Origin of the sequence: Corynebacterium guangdongense (genome assembly GCF_030408915.1) — a bacterium.
Classification (GTDB): Bacteria; Actinomycetota; Actinomycetes; order Mycobacteriales; family Mycobacteriaceae; genus Corynebacterium; species Corynebacterium guangdongense.
This window is the reverse complement of the sequence record NZ_CP047654.1, coordinates 2,774,603-2,795,894: the sequence shown is the minus strand read 5'-3', so window position 1 is coordinate 2,795,894 and position 21,292 is coordinate 2,774,603. Positions and strand designations below refer to the sequence as shown.

Below are 21,292 nucleotides of genomic sequence, written 5' to 3'. Positions count from 1 at the left end.
TCAGGGGATCGGAAGCGGCTCGGTGAATTCCGGGGTCGACGCGGAGGCGCCCTCGCTCAGGCGGGCGGCGTCCGCGGCGGTGTTGAGTCCGATCAGCGCGACCTCGGCCAGCTCGATGTAGTCGTCGTCCTCGGGAAGATCGGAGAACCAGACGATGACGCCGGCGGCGGACGGAAGGGAATCCGTCGCCTCGTTCGGGGTCACGGTGGGCGAGGTGGTCGCCGTGTCCGGGCTGATGTCCCGGGCGGCCAGATCGATGTTGCTCCGGCCGGTCATCAGCGTCCCCTGCATGATTCGGGGCAGCGTCGACAGGTCGGTCACCGTCTGCGGATCGGTGCCCTCCGGGACCAGGTACACGGAGATGCGGGCGCCCTGGGAGGGCGAGAGCACCTGGAGGTGCTGAAGCTGGACCGGGCGCTGGGCCGTCAGCGCCAGGCCGATGCCGGGCTTGGTGCCGAGTCCGTTGGGGTACTCGTTGGAACGCCACGCGGTCGCCGGGTCCGCGTCTACGGCCGCGGAGACGGTGCCCGGGTTGTCGGCGTCCGGATCCTGCCCCGGCGCCTGCCAGACGGAGGCGTCGGAGATCGGCTGGACGATGGGCAGCTGGCGCGGCTGGGTCTCGACCTGGGAGCCCTGGAGGGAGTCCGCGTTGATCGGCGACGTCGCGCTGTCACCGGAGAGCAGACCCGTCAGGTAGGTGGTCGCGCCGGCGACCAGGACCACGAAGACGACTGCGGCGCCGGCGACCGCGACGGTGCCGGAACGGGTGTAGCCGCGGGATCCGAAACCGGAGTCCTGGGTGGAGACCTTCTCCCCCGCGCCGGTGTCGCCGGAACCCATGTCCACGGGGTCCAGGAGACCTCGCCGGATCAGTTCCGACGCGGAGACCGAGACGGCGGCGGCGTCGGCCGGAGTGTCGTCCGGGGTGTCGGCGTCGGCGAGCTCCGCCCGGGTCTCGGGGGACGCCGTCCCGGCGCGGCCGAACTCTGCCAGCCGGTGGCCGAGGTCGAGTACCTTCGCGTTGGCGGCGGAGAGGCAGGTCGGATCGTCGGGTTCAGAAGGTGTTTCGGAAGCGGACTCCGTGGCGACCGCGCGGGCGTCGAAGGCGATCTGCTTGAGCGTCGGATCCGCAGGTTTGTCGCCGTCGGCGGTGGCCTCGGCGAGCAGCTCGAGGGCGGAGGCGATGCCGGAGGCGTCCTGCTGCACCGAGGCGTTGGGCAGCACGCCCGGGAAGGCTAGGACGGTCGTGCCCTTCGTGGAGACGCGCAGGCGCGCCGAGTTGTCCAGGCCCAGCGGAGTGCCGGCGGCCTCGGCCTCGGCGGCGGCGTTGGCCAGCGGCGCCAGGGCCAGTGCGACGGCCTGCGGGTGCAGGGTCGCCGGGTGCTCCGGATCCAGGGCGGTGCGGGCGACCTCGCGCAGCGGGGAACCCTCGACCCAGTCGGAGACGATGAGCGCGCCGGAGCGGTAGCCGAGGACCCGGATGTTCGGGGCGATGGCGGCGTGGCCCAGCTTCGCCAGCTTGCGGGTGTTGCGGGTGACCTCCGCGGCGAGGCGGGCGGACTCCGCGACGGGGCGCGGCGCCATCGGGGCCTGGCCCGTGGTGTCGATGAAGGTGAGCGCGACATGCTTGCCGGTCGACTGCTCCAGGGCCTGCCAGAAGCGGGCGCCGGCGACGGAGCCGTGGTCGACGAGCAGACGGAAACGCCCGTCGGAGACCGGGGCGCCGGGCACCAGGCGCGGGCCGCGGACGACTCCGGCCGACATCGGCGGCGGGACCGGGGAGGAGTTGAAGACGTCCTGGGCGAACATCTGCTGGTACATGTCGCGGACGTCGGCTTCACCCGTGTCGATGGCCTTGTCCTCGTCCGGCTTGATGAAGCGGGACATGCCCGGGATGCGGGTGAGCGAGCGGCCGAGGGTCTGGACCTCCGGCAGCCCGGAGCGGGCCAGCACGAGGCCGACGGTGATGATGAACACGACGCCGACCAGGGTCAGCTCCATGAGGAAGACGGCCGAGGAGATCGAATCGATGCCCTCCATCCAGTCGTAGAAGCCACCGGCGAAGTTGCGCAGCAGGGAGCGCACCAGCAGGCCGGCGACGCCGCCGACGACGCCCGCGATGGCGGCCCAGACCGTGGTCCGCATGATCTCCGGGCCGCCCAGTGAACCGAGCTTGCGGCGCAGCAGCTGGGCGCCGATGACCGCGCCGGTGACGTAGCCGAAGCCGTTGGCCGCGGCCAACAGGATGACCACCGTGGCCGGGGAGGTGGCGACCTGCGGGGCGAGCATGGACAGGACGATCTTGGTGCCGGTGATGCCGGCGACGATGAGCGTCGGAGTCCACGCCTCCTCGCGGGCGTAGAAAACGCGCAGGTGGAGCATGACGAGCGCGTACGGGATGAGCGTGAACGCGGAGAAGCTGATCGTCAGGCCGGTGATCTCGGCGGAGGTGTCGTCGTAGGCGCCGTAGTTGAACAGCGCATGGCCGATGGCCGGGCCGAAGAAGGTGAGGAAGGCGATGATCGGGATGATCGCGATGAAGGTCAGCTTGGTGGCCAGCGTGAGATCGCGGACCACGGCCTTGTCGTCGCCGTCGGCCGCGTTGCGCGACAGGCGGGGCATGATCGCGGTGAGCAGCGCGACGCCGACGATGCCGTAGGGCACCTGCAGGATGAGCCACGCGTTGGAGTAGATCAGGACCGCGGCGGCGTCCGAAGCGGAGGCGATTCGGTTGGTCACGATGAGGCCGGCCTGGGAGACGCCGACGTAGACGACGATGGCCGCGGCCATGCCCGTGAACTGCTTCAGGCGGGGATCGATTCCCCACAGCGGGCGTAGGTCGACGCCCGCCTTGAGCAGGGGCGGCACCATGATCAGGCACTGCACCACGACGCCCAGGGTCGTGCCCAGGCCGATGAGCAGCACATGCGGGTCGGTGAGCGAGGTCGGTGCGGCGGGGTTGATGGAGCCCGGCACAGTCGAGTACAGCAGCAGGACGCCGATGGTGACGATGTTGTTGACGACCGGCGCCCAGGCTCCCGGCCGGAAGATTTCCTTGGTGTTCAGGATGGCCATGAACAGCGAGAACATGCCGTAGAAGAAGATCTGCGGCAGCAGCAGGTAGGCGAAGTTGGTCGCCAGCTGGATGTTGACCTCACCCTCGGCGTTGAGCTGGATGCGGGTCAGCTGCGGCGCGAAGATCACGGCGATCACCGTCACCACCGTCATCAACGAGAAGGTCAACGTGAACAGTCGCCGGATGAAGGCGGCGCCCCGGTCGGGGTCCTCCTTCTCCGCGCGGGTGAGCACCGGGACCACCAGCGCGGTGAGCACGGAGCCGAGGACGATCTCCGTGATCATGTTCGGCAGCGTGTTGGCCGCGGTGAAGGCGGAACCGACAGCGGTGCCCAGCGTGGAGCCGATGAGCACGGTGCGGATGAAGCCGGTGATGCGCGAGAGCAGGGTGGCTATCGCCATCGAACCGGTGGAGCGCACGACCTGCGCGTCGGAGGTGGTGGCCGTCGGCGCGGCGTCGGGCGTACCGGACGCGACGTCCTCCGCCATCGGCGGGGGCACGGCGCCCGGGGCGGCGGTCAGCGTGGACCGGTCGACGACCGGCTCGGGCGCCTCGGTGAGGGCGGGGCGCTTGTCGACGGCCTCCGAGGCAGTCCCGGCCTTCACCGGGGCCGGGGAGCTCCCCCGCGGCTTGGGCACGGGCGCCGCCGGCGAGGGGGGGATAATCCGCGACCGGGTGCCCGGCAGCGGTGTCTTCGGGGTAGTCACGTGAGTCTCGTCCAATCAGAGAACGGGTGGTTCGTGGGGATCAGGGCTGGCTGGGTCGGGGCCCGGATCCGGTCCGCGGGCGGTGGGCTTCGACGCCGCGGATGTGGCTTGTCGACGCGTCCTGCTGCGCCGCGCGACGAAAGCGATCGCCAGCACGGCGGCGAGTGCGCCCAGCAGCACCAGCAGCGAGGCGCTGCCCGCGCGGGTCTGCACCGAAATGTCCACCGGCGCGGAGACTGCGGCGCCGTCCTGGGTGGCCAGCCACAGGCGGATGTCCGTCTGATCGTGGCGGGCCGGGAGGTCGGCGGTCATCTCGACGGTCATCGAACCCCGCGCCGGGATCCGCAGCGGCGTGGCCACGTGGAGAGTGACCTCGTCCTCGGAGTAGAAGTTGACGGCGACCTTGACCGGCAGGGGCAGCCCGTTCTCGGCGACGATGAGCAGCGGCGAGGACTGGGAGGCCCGGGTGTAGACGTTGCCCGGCGGGATGAGGCTGACCGACGAGCGCATCGCCTGCAGCGTCCCGCGTAGCGCGCCCAGCCTGTCGGCGGTGCGCCGGACGGCGGAGTCGTAGCCGCCGAGGGAGGAGCGGCCGTGGCCGGCGAGCGCGAGGAGCAGCTCCTGCCGCATCGGGTGCGTGAAACCGTAGCGGGTCAGCGCGATGGTCGGCTCGTTGACCATGATGCGGGTCAGATCGTTGAGGTAGGTGCCGTGATCGCGGGCGGCCGCGATCTCCGTGTCGGAGGTGACCGAGGGATCCGGGAAGGGCGCGCCCACGAAAGCGTCGGGGGCGGTCGGTGTCGCCGGCTGGGCGAGCAGCTCCCCGAAGGGAAGCGGGCGGGCGGAGTCGTCGGCAAGCACCGCCCCGCCGACGTTGAGCAGGTGGCGCGCGGTCTCCGGATCAAGCTCCTCCGGCAGCATCGCGACGACGACGTCCTCGGCCTGGGTGAGCTCGGCGCGCAGGGCCGCGCCGGCGGTGATCGTGCGCGAGACCGGGGAATCGACGCGGTAGTCGTAGCGCGTCGCCGTGTTGGAGTACCCCGTCGTCGTCGGTTCAGCGCCCGTCGCCGCCAGCAAGGTCGCCAGACTCGACTGGTACGTCACCGCCCGGATGCCGGCGCCGAGATCACGGACCACGCCCTCGCCGGCGACCGTGTTGTCGGCGACGAGCACCCGCACCGGCCCGCCCGGGTCGTAGGCGGCCTCTCCCCCGGCGGTCTGGGCCGCCTCCCACTGGGCGGACATTCCGCCCTCAGCGAGCCCGGACTGTTCGTGATCGGCCCACGCCAGTGCCGGGTAGGTCTCGGGCGTGACGTAGCCGCCGGGCATGACCACGGCGTTCGTCGTGCCGGCCGTCCCCAGGATCCGCTCCAGGGTGAACGGGCCCCGCTCCACCGCTTCGCGCATGAGCCAGGTGTCGCCCGTCGCCGCGACGGCCCGCAGATCGGTGTTGGCCCACGGCAGGGCAACGACGCAGCCCTGCTCGGCGACGGCGACGAGATCCCCGATCCACTCCGCCGCGTCCTCGGCGCCCCGGCCCGGTTCGGAGGGGATCTCCTCCTCGTTGCGGAACCATGAATCACGCAGCCGCTGGGGCACCTTCTGCGTCGAGCGCTCCGGCGTGACGGTGTACCCGCGCGACATCCGGTCCACGACGTCGACCAGCGCCGGATCGAGCGCCAGGCAGGAGGCGTAGCCCAGTTCCGGGTCGGCGTCGGTGGCGCTCGCGTAGGCGTCGACGAGCTGGGTGAGCCGGCCGCCCTCGGCGAGCTGGTCGGCGAGCTCCTCGGAACGCAGCAGCAGCGGCGGCTGCTCCGGCGCGGTGCCGGTCTCCCCGGGGACGATGTCCACGGGCGCGGTGACCGGGTAGATCAGCGAAAAACCCGGCCGCTCCTCCGGCTCGGGCTCTGCAGGCTCTTCGGGGGCGCCGGCGTCGCCGGTGACCGGGATGAGCGTGCGCTCCGTCGTCAGCAGCCCGGAGGAGTCCCCCAGCGTGAACATGACCGGGTAGGCGCCCGGGGCGCTGATCGACAGGGACCCGTCCTCACCCGGCAGCGTCGGCAGGGACAGCCTGAGGGTGCGTTCCTCCCCCGGCGCCAGCGCTTCGATCTCCTCGATGGCCCCGTAGTAGCCGTACAGGCTGGTGTCCGCCGCCAGCACGTCCCGGGCCCGGGCGCTGCCGGGGACAGCCTCACCGCGCCGGGCGACCAGGGACAGCGCCTCGGTGCTCGCCCCCGAGTCATTACGGATCCTCAGCTCCACGACCAGGTTGCCGCCGGGCCGTAACGGGGCGACCTGCAGGCCCGGGGCCGCGGCCAGCTCGAGGGTGACGCCGCTGTCGGCCTCTCCCGGGCGGACAGCGGGATTGACCCACTGCTCGCTTGCCAGGGGATCCGTCGGCGTCACCGGGGTAGGGCCGGCCGAGGCCGCCGGCAGGACGCCGACGCCGGCCGTGAACGCGACAGCGCCTGCGGCGAGGGCGGAGAAACCCCGGCGCAGGCGTCGAGTCCAGTGACCCGTCACCTCGGGGTGGCCCTTCCCGCCTCGTGCTCCGCACGTGCCAGCTCCGGAAGGCGGTCATGCGCGATGCGCGCGAGCTTGCGCTCATCGGCGTAGGCGAGGTGCTCGATCAGCTCGCTGGCCGGGATCCACGCCACCTCGGTGACCTCCGGATCCTCGTCGTTGAGTTCGCCGTCCACGAACCGCAGCAGATGATGGTGCACCGTCTTGTGGATGCGGACGCCGTCCGAGACGAACCAGTAGTCGATGACGCCGAGTTCCTCGATGACCTGACCGTGGACACCGGTCTCCTCCCACACCTCGCGTTCGGCGGTGGTGGAGCGCTCCTCCCCCGGTTCCACATGGCCCTTGGGCATCGACCACAGCAGTCGGCCGCGACGATCCAGACGCCCGATCAGGGCGACGTAGATCCGCGCGAGGTCCACCTCACCGGTGACGCTGACGGCCTCAGCGAGACCGCTGATGACGAGCCCGCCGGCGCTGGTCTCATCCCTGGTCTCCATCCGCGGGCCGCCATGGTCCGGGCGACGGTGGCGCTGCGCGGCGTGCTTGCGTCCCCGGGCGCCCGTCTTGGCCGCGGTCCGGGCACCGGCTTTGGCGCCCGACTTGCCTCGGGAACGCCGGCTCTGGGACTGCCCCTGGTTCTGCTGCTGGCCCTGGTTCTGGCTCTTCTCGCCGCCCTGCTGGCCTGACCCGGAGGGCTGGGATCCCGATTTCCGGCGCCGACGGGAACGCGAACGGCCCGGTGCCTCGCCCTGGGACGCCGCCTTCTCGTCCCCCGAGTGCCCCGGGGTGCCCTGGCCGCTCTGCGTGTTCTGGCTGGTGCTCTGCTGGCTACCGCCGGAAGAACGACGACGCGAGCGGCGACGTCGGCGACGACGCTGCTGCGAAGCCGAACCTCCATCCGGGGAATTCTGCCCCGGCTGTCCGGCCGAATCGTTCTCATTCATTCTGCTGATCCTATAGGTCACCGGGGTGTTTCGGAATTTGCCACGGGCTGCGTGGCACCTTCCTGTGAGGTGGTGAAAGGTGCTCAAAGTCGGCGACGGGAGCACTGCCGGGAGGGAGGCTCCCCGCGCCCGCTGTCCCGACGATAATCTCACGGACCTGTCCACCGCGCGGGCCGAAGGAGCGGTTCGGCTGGTCATCGACCTGGCGGTAAGGTGATGAGCGTGACTTCCCCCGATGTTTCCCAGCTGGTCCTGCTCGCCCACGCCCAGTCGACGCTTCTCAGTCATGAGGACCTGTTGACGGAGCTGGCGACCGCCTTCGCCGCGGCCGGGGAATCCCTCTACCTCGTGGGCGGCTCCGTCCGCGACGCGCTCCTGGACCGGTTGTCCGGGGACCTGGACTTCACCACCTCCGCGCGCCCCCAGGTAATCAAGGCCATCCTGGAGGACTGGGCCGAGGTCGTCTGGGACACGGGCATCGACTACGGCACGGTCTCGGCGGAGAAACACGGCCAGCAGGTGGAGATCACCACCTTCCGTGCCGACCAGTACGACGGCGTCTCCCGCAACCCGGAGGTGACCTTCGGCGACACCCTCGAGGGCGACCTCATCCGCCGCGACTTCCGGGTCAACGCCATGGCCGTGGAACTTCTCCCCGCCCACCCGGACGAGGGGGATCGCCCCCTGGAACTCCGTTTCCACGATCCGGTCGGCGGCCTGGCGGACATCGCCGCCCGGGCGCTCGACACCCCGGACACCCCGGAGCGCTCCTTCAGCGACGATCCGCTGCGCATGCTCCGTGCCGCCCGCTTCGTCTCCCAGCTCGAGTTCGACGTCGCGCCGCGGGTCGAAAAGGCGATGGGCGAGATGGCCGACGAGATCGCGCGCATCACCGTCGAGCGCGTCCAGGTGGAGCTGGACAAACTCATGCTCGGGACGGATCCCGCCCGCGGCATAGACCTGCTGGTGGCCACCGGCATCCTCGAGCACGTCTTCCCGGAGATCCCGGGTCTCCAGCTCACCGCCGACGAGCACCTCCAGCACAAGGACGTCTACGCGCACTCCCTGCAGGTGATGCGCCAGGCGATCGACCAGGAGACGGACGGGGAACCCGATCTCACCCTGCGCTGGGCGGCCCTGCTGCATGACGTCGGCAAGCCGGCCACCCGTGCCGCCAAGCCGGGCGGCGGCGTGACCTTCCACCAGCACGAGGTGGTCGGCGCGAAGATGGTCAAGAAGCGCCTGCGCCAGCTCAAGTACCCCAAGCACCTGACCAACGACATCGGCCAGCTGGTGTACCTGCACATGCGCTTCCACGGCTTCGGCGAGGGACAGTGGACCGATTCCGCGGTGCGCCGCTACGTCGCCGACGCGGGCGAACTCCTGCCCCGTCTGCACAAGCTGGTGCGCGCGGACTCGACCACCCGTAACGCTAAAAAGGCGAAAAGGCTCCAGCGGACCTACGATCACTTGGAAGAGCGCATTGAGGAGATCGCCGCGAAGGAGGACCTCGCGAAGGTGCGCCCGGACCTGGACGGCAACGAGATCATGCAGATCCTCGACCTCACGCCTGGTCCCCAGGTGGGCCAGGCGTGGGCCTTCCTCAAGGAGCTGCGCCTCGAGCACGGCCCCCTGGACAGGGAGGTGGCCATCGAGCACCTTCGCGAGTGGTGGCGCAACGAGCAGGAGAACTAAGGAGAAGCAGATGCTGTACGCAGACCGACTGTTCAACGCCATGGAGCGCGTTGAACCGGCCCCCGGCATGCTTCTGGTGGCCGCTCCCGGCATGATGTCCGTGGAATTCGCCCGATCCGTGATTCTCATCATCGAGCATTCGGAGGCGATGACCCTGGGCGTCAACCTCACCGCCCGCAGTGAGCTCGCCGTCTACAACGTCATGCCGGACTGGCTGCCGGCCGTGGCCAAGCCCCAGGCCCTCTACATCGGTGGCCCGCTCAACCAGCAGTCCGTCGTCGGCCTCGCCCAGACGAAAATCGGCGTCGACATGGACGAGACCCCGCAGCTGAACCGTCTGGCCAACCGTCTGGCGCACGTGGACCTGCGCTCCGATCCCCACGAGATCGCCGAACTCGTCGACGGCATGCGCCTGTTCGCGGGCTACGCGGAGTGGGCGCCGCGCCAGCTCGAGGATGAAATCCAGCATGGTGAGTGGTTCGTGGCGCCGGCGCTGCCGGCCGACGTCATCGCCCCCGCGTCCCAGGATCTCTGGGGGGACGTGCTGCGCCGGCAGGCGATGCCGCTGCCGCTCTTCGCCACCTTCCCCGCCGACCTCTATGACAACTGAGGTTCGTCGAGGGCTCAACGACGCCTGGGCGGTCGCGCTCGGCCTCATCCCCCTCGGGCTGGCCTTCGGTCTGCTGGTGACGCAGGTCGGCTTCGCATGGTGGTGGGCGCCGATTCTCTCGGTGGTCATCTACGCCGGCTCCATGGAGTATCTGGCGCTCGGCATGATCACCGGCGGCGTCGGCTGGGTGACCTCCGCGGTGACCGGTTTCCTCGTGAACTTCCGCCACATCTTCTACGGGCTGACCTATCCGCGCCACCGCATCCGTAACCCGCTCGCCCGCGCCTACGCCACCTATGCGCTCACCGATGAGGTGTACGCGATCACCTCCCCGTTCGGCGCGGGGGGCGTCGACCGTGCCGGGCGTCCCGTCAGCGGCGCCCGCCTGTCGACGATCACCGTCTTTTGTCAGCTCGCGTGGGTGCTCTCCGGCGTCCTCGGCGCGTTCTTCGGCTCGGTAGTCCAGATTGAGCTGGAGGGCCTTGACTTCGCCCTCACCGCCCTCTTCGTCGTCCTCGCCTACGAGGCCTTCCGGAACAACCGGGACTTTTCGCTGCCCGTCGTCGCGGTAGCGCTCGGCGTCCTGTCGGCCCTGTTCTTCCCCGGGCAGATGCTTCTGGTCGCGCTCATTGCGTACTTCGTTTTTCTCCTCGTCCGCTTCTACTCCCCGCGCCTCGACGACGCGCTCACCCTCCGGAGGGATCGCTGAATGGGCCTGCCCGAGGGGGTCACTTTCGAGATGGTTCTGGCGGTGCTCCTCCCCGTCTCGATCGTCACGCTGCTGTTGCGGGCCGTTCCGTTCAGCGTGCGGAGATCGCTGGAAGGGTCCGGCCTGGTGGCGCTGCTGGGCGTGACGATGCCCGTCGGGGTGATGAGCGTGCTCGTGGTCTACACCCTCGCCGGGTCCGGGGCGGCGGGGCTGGCGCCGGGTCTGCTCGCCATCGCCTTCACGCTCCTGCTCCATATGTGGCGGCGGCGGCCCGCGTTTTCCATTCTGGCGGGCACCATGTTCTACATGGGGCTCGTCAACTTCGTGTTCTAGTCCGACCCCCGACACGGCGACGTCCCCGATGTTTCACGTGGAACATCGGGGCTGGGGATCAGATCTCCGGGAACTTGGCGGCGGCTTCGGTCCACAGGGCCTCGTACTCCTCGGGATCGAGGCGGGTCACCTCGATGTCGGGAAAGTCCGCGTAGGAGTCGGGATGCGGGACGGCCGCCTGGGGCTCGTTGATCCGGCCGACGCAGCGGCCGTGGATGTAGGCCCCCGTGATGGTCTCGTTCGGGTCCAGCTCGAGCATGCGATTGACGGTGCACGTCTGCGCATCCACCTCGACGAGGTCGGCGATGTTGATGAGGGTGCCGACGCCGGGCACGGTGAGGTCAATACGGACAAAATGGCGTTTCACGTGAAACATGCTTGTCGGGAAAACCGGAATGCGCAAGCCGTCCCGGGAAACCAGCAGGGCGCCCTCCCCTCGGGGAAGGCGCCTTGGGCGGGAATCTCAGGCGACCGCGAGTTGCTCCGGCGCCTGCTTTCCGTACCGGGCGGCGAGCCAGGAGCAGATCATCAGCTGGATCTGGTGGTAGATCATCAGCGGAAGGATGAGTAGACCCAACGACGCGCCTCCGAAGATGACCGACGCCATCGGCAGGCCGGTCGCGAGGGACTTCTTCGAACCGCAGAACTCGATGGCGATGACGTCGCGACGAGGGAAGCCCAGCTTCTCCGACACGAAGCGCGTCAGCCACAGCATGAACGCGACCAGGACGACCGAGAAGACGACGAGGAAGACGACCTCCCAGAATCCCACCGAGGACCACACGCCCGCGACCATGCCCGAGGAGAACGCGGAGTAGACGACCATCGCGATCGAACCGCGGTCGACGATCTTGGTCGCCTTGTTGGCGGCGAGCTTTGCCAGCCAGCGGCGAAGAATCTGCCCGAGCACGAAAGGCAGAAGCAGCAGTACGGAAATGTCGAGAAAGACCTTCATGTCGATGCGGACCCCGTCCCCGGCCCCCATGAGCAGCATCACGAGCAGGGGCGTGGCGAAGACGCCCACGAGAGAGCTTGCCGACGCCGCGACGATCGCACCGGAGACGTTGCCCCGCGCGATGGAGGTGAACGCCACCGAGGACTGCACCGTCGAGGGCACCAATGTCAGCAGGAGGATGCCGGCGTAGAGCTCCTCGCTGATGAAGGGCGAGAGCACCGGCTTGAGCGCAACCCCCACGATCGGGTACGCCACGAACGTGAAGCCGAGGATCATCAGGTGGAGCTTCCAGTGGGTCAGGCCCGACAGAGCTTCACGCGTCGACAGTCGGAGGCCGTAGAGGAAGAAGAGCAGGGCGATCGCGATGTTGGTGGCGGTCGCGAACCACTCGGCGAATTCCCCTCGCGCGGGTGCGAGGATCGCGATGACCACCGCGAGGATGATGAGGACGATCAGCGGATCTACTCCCCTGACTTGTGCTGAGAACCGGGAACTTATCGACATGCCACCGAGCATAGAAGCACCGGCTACCCTCGAAGGCATGACTCACCTGCATGAACCGATCACGCTCCGGGGGCTGACCGTCCCCAACCGAATCTGGCTGGCGCCCATGTGCCAGTACTCCGCCGTCGACGGTGTCCCGAACGACTGGCATCTCGTGCACTACGGCGCCCGCGCCGTCGGCCGCTTCGGCCTGATCATCGCGGAGTCCACCGCCGTGGTACCGGAGGGGCGCATCTCCCCGGCCTGCACCGGCCTGTGGAACGACGAGCAGGTGAGCGCCTGGTCGAGGATCGTCGACTTCGCTCATTCGCAGGGAGCAAAGATGGGCGTGCAGCTCAATCACGCCGGACGCAAGGCCTCCACGGTTCCGGCCCGCCCGGACGCGACCACCTACCCGACCCAGACGGTGCCCGTCGAGCACGGCGGGTGGGAGACGGTGGCCCCCTCCCCGGTCGCGGCGGACGACCAGCTCGATCCCCGCGAACTCAACCGCGACGAGATCCGTGAGCTGCCGGAGCTCTTCGCCGCTGCCGCCGAGCGTGCGGTGCGGGCCGGTTTCGACACGGTGGAACTGCATGCCGCCCACGGTTATCTGCTGCACCAGTTCCTCTCCCCCGTCTCCAACAAACGCGAGGACTCCTGGGGTGGTACCTTCGAGGACCGCACCCGCCTCATCCGTCTGGTGGCTACCGCCGTGCGCAACGCCATTCCGGAGGACATGCCGCTGCTGGTCCGACTATCCGCCACCGACTGGCTCCCCGAGGTCGCCTCCTGGGACGCCGAGCAGACCGTCACCCTGGTGAAGCTGCTGCGCGAGGCAGGGGTCGATTTCATCGACGTCACCACGGGCGGGTTGGTCGGGGCCACCATCCCGGTGGCGCCGAACTACCAGGTCCGTTTCGCCGAGGAGATCAAGCGCGAGACGGGCGCCCCGGTGGGCGCGGTCGGCATGATCACCTCACCGGAGCAGGCCGAGGCGATCCTCGCGGAGGGCCGGGCCGACGTCGTCCTCCTGGGGCGGGAGGCGCTGCGCGATCCGAACTTCCCGCTGCGCGCCGCCCACGAGCTCAGCGGTTCCTCGGAGGACGTGACCTTCCCGCCGCAGTACGCCCGGGCGGCGTGGCGCGGCCTGCGCTGACCATTCCCCGCCGTTAGCACGGAAGCCGCATGGCCCGACTGGGGGCCATGCGGCTTTCATGTTTCACGTGAAACGCCTGTCTCAGGCGGTGGCGGTTACGGTGCCACCGTCGACGGTCGCCTTTCCGGCAGCGAGCGGATCGCGGGAGGGGCCGTCGAGCACGGAGCCGTCGGCGATGTCGAAGACGGAGTTGTGGGCGGTGCACGTGACGGTGCCGTCGTTGACCTGGGTGATCTTGTTGCCCTGGTGAGGGCAGGAGGTGGAGTAGGCGACGAAATTGCCCGCGGTCGGCTGGGCGATGATCACGTCACCGACGATGACGGCGGAGCCTACCGGAACCTGGGTCGCGGCGACCTCCTCCGAGGGGGCGGTGCCACAGCCGACGAGGAAGGCGCTGGCGAAGGTGCTCGCAGTGCCGAGGAGGAACATCCGGCGGGAACAGGACAGGTTGGGGAACTCGCTCATGAGTGACATTATGCCTCAGGGAACCTGGCGTCGGGAGGAACTCAGCAGGCCTGCGACCGAGGACACGACGCCCGCCGCCAGGAGCAGAAGCACCGGCCCCGCTTCCGAGTCTGCGGAGGTCATCGTGTGGGTGAACGGGGAGGCGTCGATGAGCCAGTCCGGGAACCCGAGAATTTCCCCCATCAGCGCGGTGACCGCCGACCACCCCAGTAGCAGCCACGTGAGGAGCGCTCCCCGGGGCGACAGGCCGAGGATGAACGTGGCTGCCCCAATAAAGAAGACGACCGCCCCCGACTGCGACCACGTCGCCCAGGCCAGAGTCGTGTAATCCTCCGGGACCGTGGAATCCTGCAGCGCCAGACCCGCGGCGCCCGCGCCGTGCAGGACGACGATCCAGCCACACGCGGCGACCGCCGCGACAGCCAGAACGCCCCCCAGTGGCGCCCAGCGCCGGACGCCGGTGGCCCGGACGACGTCGACTGTGCGGCCACGCTCCCCGGCCGCCTCCGAGTGGACGACCGACACCGCGGCGACGGTGACGAGGATCGCGCCGACCATGCAGATGAATCCGATGAAAGCTTCGTAGACCGCCGTCCCGCCCAGCACGTCGCGGAAGATCTCGCCCGTGGTCCCCTCCCCCGCCACCAGTTCCTGGATGGACCCGGACATGGACATGAGGAACGCCGACAGGATGGCGACGGCGACCGCCCAGCCGATGATGTTGCCGAGGTTGAGCAGCGCCGACAACCCCACGATTCCCCGGACACGGCGCACACGTGTGCGGGTGGGGCGTCGGGCGTCGAGAAGCCCGCGGGCGAAAGACCGCCGCGAATTGAGCGCGGCCAGGAGGGCCGCCCCCGACAGCACAATCAGGAGCAGCCACCCCACGCGGCCCCAGTCGTCGCGCTCGAAGGGGCTGATGACCTCCCGCCAGCCGAGCGGTGAGAGCCAGTTCAGCCAGGGCACCTTCTCGACGTCGGCGTAGGCGCGGACCATGAAGGAAGCCGCGAGGGTGGACAGCGCGACCCGAGTCAGGGAGGAGGCGTCGGTGACGAGGAGGAGCACCAGCTGGCTGAGCACGACCGAACCCAGGCACATCAGCGTGACGCTCGCCCCGAAGGCAAGCGAGCCCGCGGCACCGACGTCATCGATGGCGGCCGAGACGCCCAGTAGGACGAGCGCCGAGCCGGTGCCGAGGACGCTGGCCACCAGCGCCGAGCTGAGCAGCATCGCCAGAAGCGGAACGCTCGGGCGGATGCCGGTGGAGCGCTGCAGCTCCCCCAGGCCGGTCGTCTCGCTGCCGCGGTGCCAACGGACGGAGAGGAGCACGCTCATAACCGAGCCGAGCAACCCCACCCACGCCCCCATCTCCCAGGTGACCACCTGGCCCACCGTTCCCGGTCGGGCGATGATGCCGTAGAGTGCGGTGGTGCCCGCGTTTGTGGCCATGGCGCCGAGCATCTCCTGGCGGGAGTCCAGCGTCGGGTAGTAGTCCTGGTAGGCGAAGGGGAAAATAATCAACAGCGCCCATAATGGGAGCAGCCAGGCAATGATGAAGATGCGCGAAGTCCGGAGATTGATCGTGGCCAATGATAGGGCTGATCTCATTATTGCCCACCCCCAGTTCCCGATTCATAGTGCTGCAGGAATATGCTTTCCAGGCTGGCGGGCGTGGAGGTTATCGCCTCTCCCCCGGCCTCAAGGATCCGGCGGAGGGCGGAGGGCACCTCGTCGACCGGGGTGGTGACCCGTAGGGCGTCGTGCTCGGAGGTGGCGTTGGGGAGGGCGGCCGCCAGTCGCCGGGCCGATGCAGGATCGGGCAGCGTCGCGGTGACGGTGTGGGCCGAAAAATGGCGTAATTGTGACAGATCGCCCCTCTCGACGACCCTCCCCTCTTTAATCACTGTGACGTAATCGCACAGGCGCTCAACTTCGCTGAGAATGTGGGAACTGAGCAGTACCGAGGCCCCGGCAGCGTTGGCCCGATGGGTCTCCCGGATGAACTGCTCCTCCATGAGGGGGTCGAGCCCGGCCGTCGGCTCGTCGAGGATGAGCACCCGGGCATCGATCGATAGCGCCGCGACGAGACTTACTTTTCGCCGGTTGCCCGTCGAGTACTCCCTGGCCCTCTTGGTGGGGTCGAGGTCGAAGGCCTCGATGAGTTCGGTCTCGCGCGTGCGGTTGGAGGGCCTGCCCCGCAGTGACTCGAGCGCGCGGAAGGTCTCGGCCCCGGTGAGGTTCGGCCACAGAGCCACGTCGCCGGCGACGTAACCGACGTCCTTGAGAATCTCGGGCGCCCGCCGCGGATCCTTTCCGAGCACCCGAACCGTGCCGGAGGTCGGATGGAGCAGGCCGAGGAGAGTGCGGATGGTCGTTGATTTTCCCGAGCCGTTGGGGCCGAGGAAGCCGTGGATGCTCCCCTCCGACAGGTTAAGGGAGAGACCGTTGACGGCGCGGAAGTCGCCGAAGGTCACCGTCAGATCGGTGACGGAGAGAACCGGTTCATGTTTCACGTGAAACCAGCTCTCCCTCAGAAGTCCGGGCGACTTCGCTGGAGGGGGTCCTCCCGGGGGTCGGGGTGGAACCCATTCGGCATGGTCTCCGCTGCGTCTCGCCGAACGTGATCCGACGGGCGACGATCCCCCTCCCCTCCCCCGGCGCCTCGCCCAGCGCGTGGCGACCGAAGGAGCCATCTCGGGTCTCATCCACCCGGCGCCACCCGGGCGGGCGCCCGCCGGCTGACACCGGCCGCGCCCGCCGGGCTGGGGCGCTTAACTCCCGGGCCCGCCCGGCCGTGTCCTGAGCGCTCGAGTCCCGACCACTCAGGTCCTGATGGACCAGCTCGTTCAGACAGCCGGCGTGATGGGTGTGAAAGGGCGTCATCCACCCTGCGGGACCCCGGCCGGGGCCGGCCAGAAGCGTGTTCCTGTTGTTCTCGTCGTCACTGACCATGATCCCAGTATGCCCCTCCATCCAGGGGCGTTCCCGGCGGGAAAGGACGACCGCCCCGACATCACGGCGATGTCGGGGCGGTGCGGCGGCGGTATCAGAGCTTCGTGGCAGCCTTCATGGCCGCCACGAACTCGGTGACCTCCGCCTTGAGGGCGGCCATGTCGGTGACCCTGCCGGGGTTGGGGTGCTCGTACTCGACATACTTGTCGACGATCTTCGCCAGCGCCGAGCCGGTGATGGCGCCGGCGGCACCCGCCCTGATGGCGTCGTTGACGTGTTCCGGGGTGGAGATGCCGAAGCCGAGGACGACCGGGGCGCCGCCGAAACGCTCGACGTTCTGGACTGCCTTGTCCAGACCCTCGACCGAGGCCTGGTTCTCGGCGCCGGTCACACCGTCACGGGAGACGGCGTAGATGTAGCCCTTCGACATCGCGGCCACGCCCTCGAGGGTCTCCTCGGAGGCCTGGTACGGGGCGATGAAGATCGGATCGATGCCCGCCGCGACGGCGGCGTCGTGGAAGGGCCTGCCCTCGCGGACGGGGATGTCCGGCAGGAGGATGGAGTCGGCGCCGGCCTCCTTGAACTCCGCGTAGAAGTTCTCCAGGCCGCGGACATAGGGCACGTTGGAGTAGATCAGCATGCCGATCGGGATCTCCGGGAAGCGCTCACGCAGCTGGCGGATCTGGTCCAGGGCCATCGCCACGGTCGCTCCCCCGTCGAGGGCGCGGGTGTGGGACTTCTGGACGGTCGGGCCGTCGGCGATCGGATCGGAGAAAGGCACGCCCAGCTCCAGGGCGTCGGCGCCGGCCTCGACGGCGGCGCTGATGATCTCCACGGCGTCCGCCGGGGAGGGGTCGGACAGCATGTAGAACGGGACGAAGGCGCCCTCGTTCTTCTCCTTGAGTGCGGCGAAAGCCTTCTCGTAGCGCGACATTAATTCTGTTCCTTCAGCTGCTTGTTGACGACGTACTCGGGGTGCTCGGCCAGGGTGCGACGGACGTGGTCGACGTCCTTGTCGCCGCGGCCGGAAAGGGAGACCAGGATGCTGATGTCCTCCCCCGCCTCCTCGGCCTCCTCGGCGCGCTTGAGGGCGTAGGCGAAGGCGTGGGAGGACTCCAGGGCCGGGATGATGCCCTCGTGGAGGGAGAGCATCTGGAAGGCCGCCAGCGCCTCACGGTCGGTGACCGGGACGTACTGGGCGCGGCCGGTCTTGGCCAGGTGAGCGTGCTGCGGGCCGACGGCCGGGTAGTCCAGGCCGGCGGAGATCGAGTAGGACTCCTCGACCTGTCCGTCCGGGTCGCGCATGAGGTAGGACTTGGTGCCGTGCAGGATGCCGATGTTGCCTGCCTTGATGGCGGCGCCGTGGTGGCCGGTCTCGACGCCCTCGCCGCCCGGCTCAGTGCCGACCAGCTCGACGCCCTCGTCGTCGATGAAGTCGGAGAAGATGCCGATGGCGTTGGAGCCGCCGCCGACGGAGGCGACGACGACGTCCGGCAGTGCGCCGGTGCGCTCGAGCATCTGGGCCTTGGCCTCCTCCGCGATGACGCGGTGGAAGTCGCGGACGATGGTCGGGAACGGGTGCGGGCCGGCGGCGGTGCCGAGCAGGTAGTGGGACTCGTGGAAGGTGGCGGTCCAGTCGCGCAGCGCCTCGTTGACGGCGTCCTTGAGGGTGCCGGCGCCGGCGTCGACGGAGACGACCTTCGCGCCGTGCAGCTGCATACGGTAGACGTTCGGCTGCTGGCGGGCGACGTCCTTGGCGCCCATGTAGATCACGCACTCCAGGCCCAGGAGGGCGCAGACCAGGGCCGTGGCGGTGCCGTGCTGGCCGGCGCCGGTCTCGGCGATGATGCGGGTCTTGCCCATCTTCTTAGCCAGTAGGGCCTGTCCGATGACCTGGTTGGTCTTGTGGGCGCCGCCGTGGACGAGGTCCTCGCGCTTGAGGAAGATGCGGGCGTGCTTCTTGTCCAGGGGCAGGTTGGTGCACTCGGTCAGCGGGGTCGGGCGTCCGAGGTAGTCGCGCAGGAGACGGCGGTACTCGCCCATGAACTCCTCGTCGTTCCAGGCCTCGACGAACGCCTTCTCCAGCTGATCGAGCGCCGGGATGAGCGACTCGGGGACGAACTGTCCGCCGAACTCGCCGAAGTAGGCCGGCAGGATGGTGCTGCCGCCGTACTGCTTCTCAGTCATGTCAGTCCTTAGTTCTCGTGGGTGAAGCTGCGGATGGATTCGAAGGCGGAACGTACTCGGGCGGCGTCCTTGTGGCCGGCCCACTCCCCCGCGTCCGGGCCGTATTCGAGACCGGAGTTGAGGTCGAGGCCGAGGCATCCGACGGCCAGTGCCTCGTCGACGTTGTCCGGGTTGAGGCCGCCGGCGAGCAGGGCACGCCCCTTGACGGACTCCGGGACGGTGTCCCAGTCGAAGGTGGTGCCGGTGCCGCCGTCGCCGGCGTCAAGCACGAGCTTATCGACGCCCGCCGAGGCGGCCAGGGCCTCGGCGGTGGCGGCGGCCTCCGGGGAGGTCATGGAGATCGCGCGCCACAGCTCGACGCCCTCCGGCAGCTCCGCACGGATCTTTTCGATGAGGGCGAACTCCCCGTCGATGGAGCCCTGGTACGGAGCCTGCACCTGGACGGCGACGATGCCGTCCTGGAGCAGTTCGGCGTAGCCCGCGTCGCGACGCGAGACCGCCACGTATTTCAGGCCCTGCTCGTGGCCGATGATCTCGGCGGCTGTTTCACGTGAAACATTGCGCGGGGAGGCCTCCTCGAAGATGAGGCCGCCGTACACCGCACCGTTGGCCTTCGCCGCCTGGGCGGCGGACCAGGAGGTCAGACCACAGATCTTGTTCGGGCCGTAGACGAGTTCGCGCGCCGCCAGATCGATGTCCGGCTGGCTGGTCAGCTGGGAGCCCACCAGGAAACCGTTGGCCACGCCGCCGATGGCGCGGACCGTCGCGTTGTCGCGGACCCCGGACTCGGAGAGGACGACGACGTCGGCCGGGATGTTCCTGACCAAGCGCTCGGTGCGGGTGAGGTCGATGGACAGGTCGTGGAGGTTGCGGTTGTTGATGCCGAGGATCTTCGCGCCCAGCCGCAGCGCCCGCTCCACCTCCTCCTCGGTGATGGCCTCGGTGAGGACGTCCATGCCGAGACGGTGTGCTTCGTCCTGCAGCGTCGTGTATTCCTCGTCGCTGAGCACCGAGAGCATGAGCAGGACGGCGTCCGCACCGAAGTAGCGGGCGGCGTGGACCTGGACCTCGTCGACGATGAAGTCCTTGCACAGCACCGGCAGGTGACTTGACGCCGCCACCGTGGCGAGGTGGTCGTAGTCGCCGCCGAAGCGGTGCGGTTCGCACAGGACGGAAATGCCCGCGGCGTAGCGCGAGTACACGCGGGCGATGGCGCCCGGCTCGTAGTGCTCACGAATCATGCCCAGTGAGGGCGAGGAGGACTTGCACTCCATGATGAAACGGTTGAGGCCGCGCCCCTGCCCCCCGCCGAGCGAGTCGTAGAGGGAACGGGTGGAGGCCGGCAGCGTCTGCGGGTCCACGTGGCTGATGCGGGCGCGGATCTCGTCGAGGTCGCCGCGGCGACCCTCGACGATGCCCTCGAGAACGGTGGGAAGGATGTCGTTAGTCTGCATAGTCTGTCTCCTCGTGCTTCTGCAGCCAGGCGGCGGCGCTGCCGTCGTCAAGCATGCCCCTGGCTTTCTCGGTGCCTGCGGCAAAGCTGTCGACCATGCCGTACAGGTAGAACATTGCGCCGGCAGAGGCGGCGATGGCGTCCCGGTGGGCGGGCTCCCCGCCCCCGTTGAGGACGGCGTAGATGGCCTTCGCGTTCTCCTCGCCGTTGCCGCCCGCGAGATCATCGAAGGTGTAGGAACCGGTGACGCCGAGGTCGGCAGGCTCCAGCTCGTAATGGGTGATCTCGCCGTCGTTGAGTTCCCACACCTGGGTCGTGCCGGTCACGGAGACCTCGTCCGAGCCGTCGCCGTGGACGACCAGCGCGCGGGTGCGGCCGAGCTCCTTGAACACCTCGGCGATCGCCGGACCCTGCTTCGGGTTGGCGATGCCCATGATCTGGAACTCCGGGCGGGCCGGGGCCAGGATCGGGCCGAGGGTGTTGAAGATGGTCGGGAACTTCAGCGCCCGACGCACCGGCTGGACGTGGCCGATGGCCGGGTTGTAGGCCGGGGCGAAGAGGAAGGTGAAGTTCGAGGCCTCGAACTGGCGCACCGCGCGCTCCGGGTCGAGGTCCAGCGGGATGTTCATCGATTCGAGGACGTCGGCGGAGCCGGACTTCGAGGACACGGAACGGTTGCCGCACTTGATCATCTTCACGCCGCCGGCGGCGGCGATGAGCGAGGCTGCGGTGGTGATGTTGATGGTATTCTTGCCGTCGCCGCCGGTGCCGGCGGTGTCCATGATTCCCGCGCCCGTGATCGGGAACGGACGGCCGGCCTTGAGGAAGGCACGGGCGGCGCCGAGCAGGTCGTTGGCGGTCTCGCCGCGGGTCTTGATGGTGGTCAGCAGGGCGGCGATGTGGACGTCGTCGTACTCGCCGACGGTCAGCGGGGTGAAGGCCTCGATGCACTCCTCCACCGAGGGGTCCTTGTTGTCGATGAACCGGGTGAGGACGTCGAGAGTGTCTGGGCTGGTCATATCGGTATAGGAATCCTTT

At 69.0% G+C, this 21,292-nt stretch carries 17 protein-coding genes; 5 read left to right on the top strand and 12 right to left on the bottom strand.

From position 1 onward, the window contains the following. The 3 genes from murJ to CGUA_RS13095 form a co-directional block, all read right to left on the bottom strand. Complete coding sequence (gene murJ / locus CGUA_RS13105) at window positions 1–3,681, bottom strand: murein biosynthesis integral membrane protein MurJ (protein WP_290196408.1); 3,681 nt, start codon at window positions 3,679–3,681, stop codon at window positions 1–3. A 117-nt stretch (window positions 3,682–3,798) separates the two neighbouring features. Continuing rightward, window positions 3,799–6,306 carry a hypothetical protein gene (locus CGUA_RS13100; protein WP_290196406.1) on the bottom strand — a complete coding sequence of 836 codons (2,508 nt, stop codon included), beginning with the start codon at window positions 6,304–6,306 and terminating at the stop codon, window positions 3,799–3,801. Then, a complete protein-coding gene (locus CGUA_RS13095) occupies window positions 6,303–7,253 on the bottom strand; it encodes an NUDIX hydrolase (protein WP_290196404.1) in 951 nt (316 codons plus the stop codon). The genes CGUA_RS13100 and CGUA_RS13095 overlap by 4 nt, the downstream gene beginning before the upstream one ends. A gap of 216 nt (window positions 7,254–7,469) precedes the next feature. Here CGUA_RS13095 and CGUA_RS13090 point away from each other — a divergent pair, with 216 nt between their 5' ends. From CGUA_RS13090 to CGUA_RS13075, 4 genes are read left to right on the top strand one after another with little or no spacing between them, the layout of a single operon-like run. Further along, window positions 7,470–8,948 (top strand): CCA tRNA nucleotidyltransferase, encoded by a 1,479-nt coding sequence (locus tag CGUA_RS13090; protein WP_374725053.1) that lies wholly within the window; start codon window positions 7,470–7,472, stop codon window positions 8,946–8,948. A 10-nt stretch (window positions 8,949–8,958) separates the two neighbouring features. Then, window positions 8,959–9,558 carry a YqgE/AlgH family protein gene (locus CGUA_RS13085; protein WP_290196402.1) on the top strand — a complete coding sequence of 200 codons (600 nt, stop codon included), beginning with the start codon at window positions 8,959–8,961 and terminating at the stop codon, window positions 9,556–9,558. After that, window positions 9,548–10,267 carry an AzlC family ABC transporter permease gene (locus CGUA_RS13080; protein WP_290196400.1) on the top strand — a complete coding sequence of 240 codons (720 nt, stop codon included), beginning with the start codon at window positions 9,548–9,550 and terminating at the stop codon, window positions 10,265–10,267. Before CGUA_RS13085 ends, CGUA_RS13080 begins: the two co-directional genes overlap by 11 nt. Continuing rightward, window positions 10,268–10,600 carry a branched-chain amino acid transporter permease gene (locus tag CGUA_RS13075; RefSeq protein ID WP_290196398.1) on the top strand — a complete coding sequence of 111 codons (333 nt, stop codon included), beginning with the start codon at window positions 10,268–10,270 and terminating at the stop codon, window positions 10,598–10,600. A 58-nt stretch (window positions 10,601–10,658) separates the two neighbouring features. On the opposite strand, the gene CGUA_RS13070 is transcribed toward CGUA_RS13075, so the two are convergent. Together CGUA_RS13070 and CGUA_RS13065 are read right to left on the bottom strand one after the other, a co-directional pair. Beyond that, the gene (locus CGUA_RS13070; RefSeq protein ID WP_290196396.1) at window positions 10,659–10,976 is read right to left on the bottom strand and encodes a hypothetical protein; all 318 of its coding nucleotides are present in this window, start codon (window positions 10,974–10,976) and stop codon (window positions 10,659–10,661) included. A gap of 87 nt (window positions 10,977–11,063) precedes the next feature. Continuing rightward, window positions 11,064–12,059 carry a bile acid:sodium symporter family protein gene (locus CGUA_RS13065; RefSeq protein ID WP_290196395.1) on the bottom strand — a complete coding sequence of 332 codons (996 nt, stop codon included), beginning with the start codon at window positions 12,057–12,059 and terminating at the stop codon, window positions 11,064–11,066. 37 nt (window positions 12,060–12,096) lie between these two features. Here CGUA_RS13065 and CGUA_RS13060 point away from each other — a divergent pair, with 37 nt between their 5' ends. Continuing rightward, on the top strand, window positions 12,097–13,197 hold the full coding sequence (locus tag CGUA_RS13060) for an NADH:flavin oxidoreductase/NADH oxidase (protein ID WP_290196393.1): 1,101 nt from the start codon (window positions 12,097–12,099) through the stop codon (window positions 13,195–13,197). An 81-nt stretch (window positions 13,198–13,278) separates the two neighbouring features. On the opposite strand, the gene CGUA_RS13055 is transcribed toward CGUA_RS13060, so the two are convergent. The 7 genes from CGUA_RS13055 to trpD all read right to left on the bottom strand — a co-directional run bounded on the left by CGUA_RS13055 (window position 13,279) and on the right by trpD (window position 21,273). After that, on the bottom strand, window positions 13,279–13,662 hold the full coding sequence (locus tag CGUA_RS13055) for a Rieske (2Fe-2S) protein (protein ID WP_290196391.1): 384 nt from the start codon (window positions 13,660–13,662) through the stop codon (window positions 13,279–13,281). A gap of 15 nt (window positions 13,663–13,677) precedes the next feature. Further along, entirely contained in the window at window positions 13,678–15,183 is a 1,506-nt protein-coding gene (locus CGUA_RS13050; protein ID WP_290196389.1) for an efflux permease Rv1217c-related protein, read from the bottom strand. Window positions 15,184–15,269: 86 nt separating this feature from the next. After that, on the bottom strand, window positions 15,270–16,175 hold the full coding sequence (locus tag CGUA_RS13045; RefSeq protein ID WP_290196387.1) for an ABC transporter ATP-binding protein: 906 nt from the start codon (window positions 16,173–16,175) through the stop codon (window positions 15,270–15,272). A gap of 533 nt (window positions 16,176–16,708) precedes the next feature. Next, window positions 16,709–17,548, bottom strand: coding sequence for a tryptophan synthase subunit alpha (trpA, locus tag CGUA_RS13040; RefSeq protein WP_290196385.1), 840 nt, complete (start codon window positions 17,546–17,548; stop codon window positions 16,709–16,711). Beyond that, window positions 17,548–18,801, bottom strand: coding sequence for a tryptophan synthase subunit beta (gene trpB, locus CGUA_RS13035; protein WP_290196383.1), 1,254 nt, complete (start codon window positions 18,799–18,801; stop codon window positions 17,548–17,550). The genes trpA and trpB overlap by 1 nt, the downstream gene beginning before the upstream one ends. 8 nt (window positions 18,802–18,809) lie before the next feature. Then, the gene (gene trpCF / locus CGUA_RS13030) at window positions 18,810–20,255 is read right to left on the bottom strand and encodes a bifunctional indole-3-glycerol-phosphate synthase TrpC/phosphoribosylanthranilate isomerase TrpF (protein WP_290196381.1); all 1,446 of its coding nucleotides are present in this window, start codon (window positions 20,253–20,255) and stop codon (window positions 18,810–18,812) included. Continuing rightward, window positions 20,245–21,273: an anthranilate phosphoribosyltransferase gene (gene trpD, locus CGUA_RS13025; protein WP_290196379.1), complete on the bottom strand. Its 1,029-nt coding sequence runs from the start codon at window positions 21,271–21,273 to the stop codon at window positions 20,245–20,247. Before trpD ends, trpCF begins: the two co-directional genes overlap by 11 nt. Window positions 21,274–21,292: the final 19 nt, after the last annotated feature.

Coding starts and splice junctions, on each gene's coding strand:
- CGUA_RS13095 (WP_290196404.1), bottom strand. CDS start 7,253: ATGAATGAGAACGATTCGGCCGGACAGCCGGGGCAGAATTCCCCGGAT.
- CGUA_RS13090 (WP_374725053.1), top strand. CDS start 7,470: ATGAGCGTGACTTCCCCCGATGTTTCCCAGCTGGTCCTGCTCGCCCAC.
- CGUA_RS13085 (WP_290196402.1), top strand. CDS start 8,959: ATGCTGTACGCAGACCGACTGTTCAACGCCATGGAGCGCGTTGAACCG.
- CGUA_RS13080 (WP_290196400.1), top strand. CDS start 9,548: ATGACAACTGAGGTTCGTCGAGGGCTCAACGACGCCTGGGCGGTCGCG.
- CGUA_RS13075 (WP_290196398.1), top strand. CDS start 10,268: ATGGGCCTGCCCGAGGGGGTCACTTTCGAGATGGTTCTGGCGGTGCTC.
- CGUA_RS13070 (WP_290196396.1), bottom strand. CDS start 10,976: ATGTTTCACGTGAAACGCCATTTTGTCCGTATTGACCTCACCGTGCCC.
- CGUA_RS13065 (WP_290196395.1), bottom strand. CDS start 12,059: ATGTCGATAAGTTCCCGGTTCTCAGCACAAGTCAGGGGAGTAGATCCG.
- CGUA_RS13060 (WP_290196393.1), top strand. CDS start 12,097: ATGACTCACCTGCATGAACCGATCACGCTCCGGGGGCTGACCGTCCCC.
- CGUA_RS13055 (WP_290196391.1), bottom strand. CDS start 13,662: ATGAGCGAGTTCCCCAACCTGTCCTGTTCCCGCCGGATGTTCCTCCTC.
- trpA (WP_290196385.1), bottom strand. CDS start 17,548: ATGTCGCGCTACGAGAAGGCTTTCGCCGCACTCAAGGAGAAGAACGAG.
- trpB (WP_290196383.1), bottom strand. CDS start 18,801: ATGACTGAGAAGCAGTACGGCGGCAGCACCATCCTGCCGGCCTACTTC.
- trpCF (WP_290196381.1), bottom strand. CDS start 20,255: ATGCAGACTAACGACATCCTTCCCACCGTTCTCGAGGGCATCGTCGAG.
- trpD (WP_290196379.1), bottom strand. CDS start 21,273: ATGACCAGCCCAGACACTCTCGACGTCCTCACCCGGTTCATCGACAAC.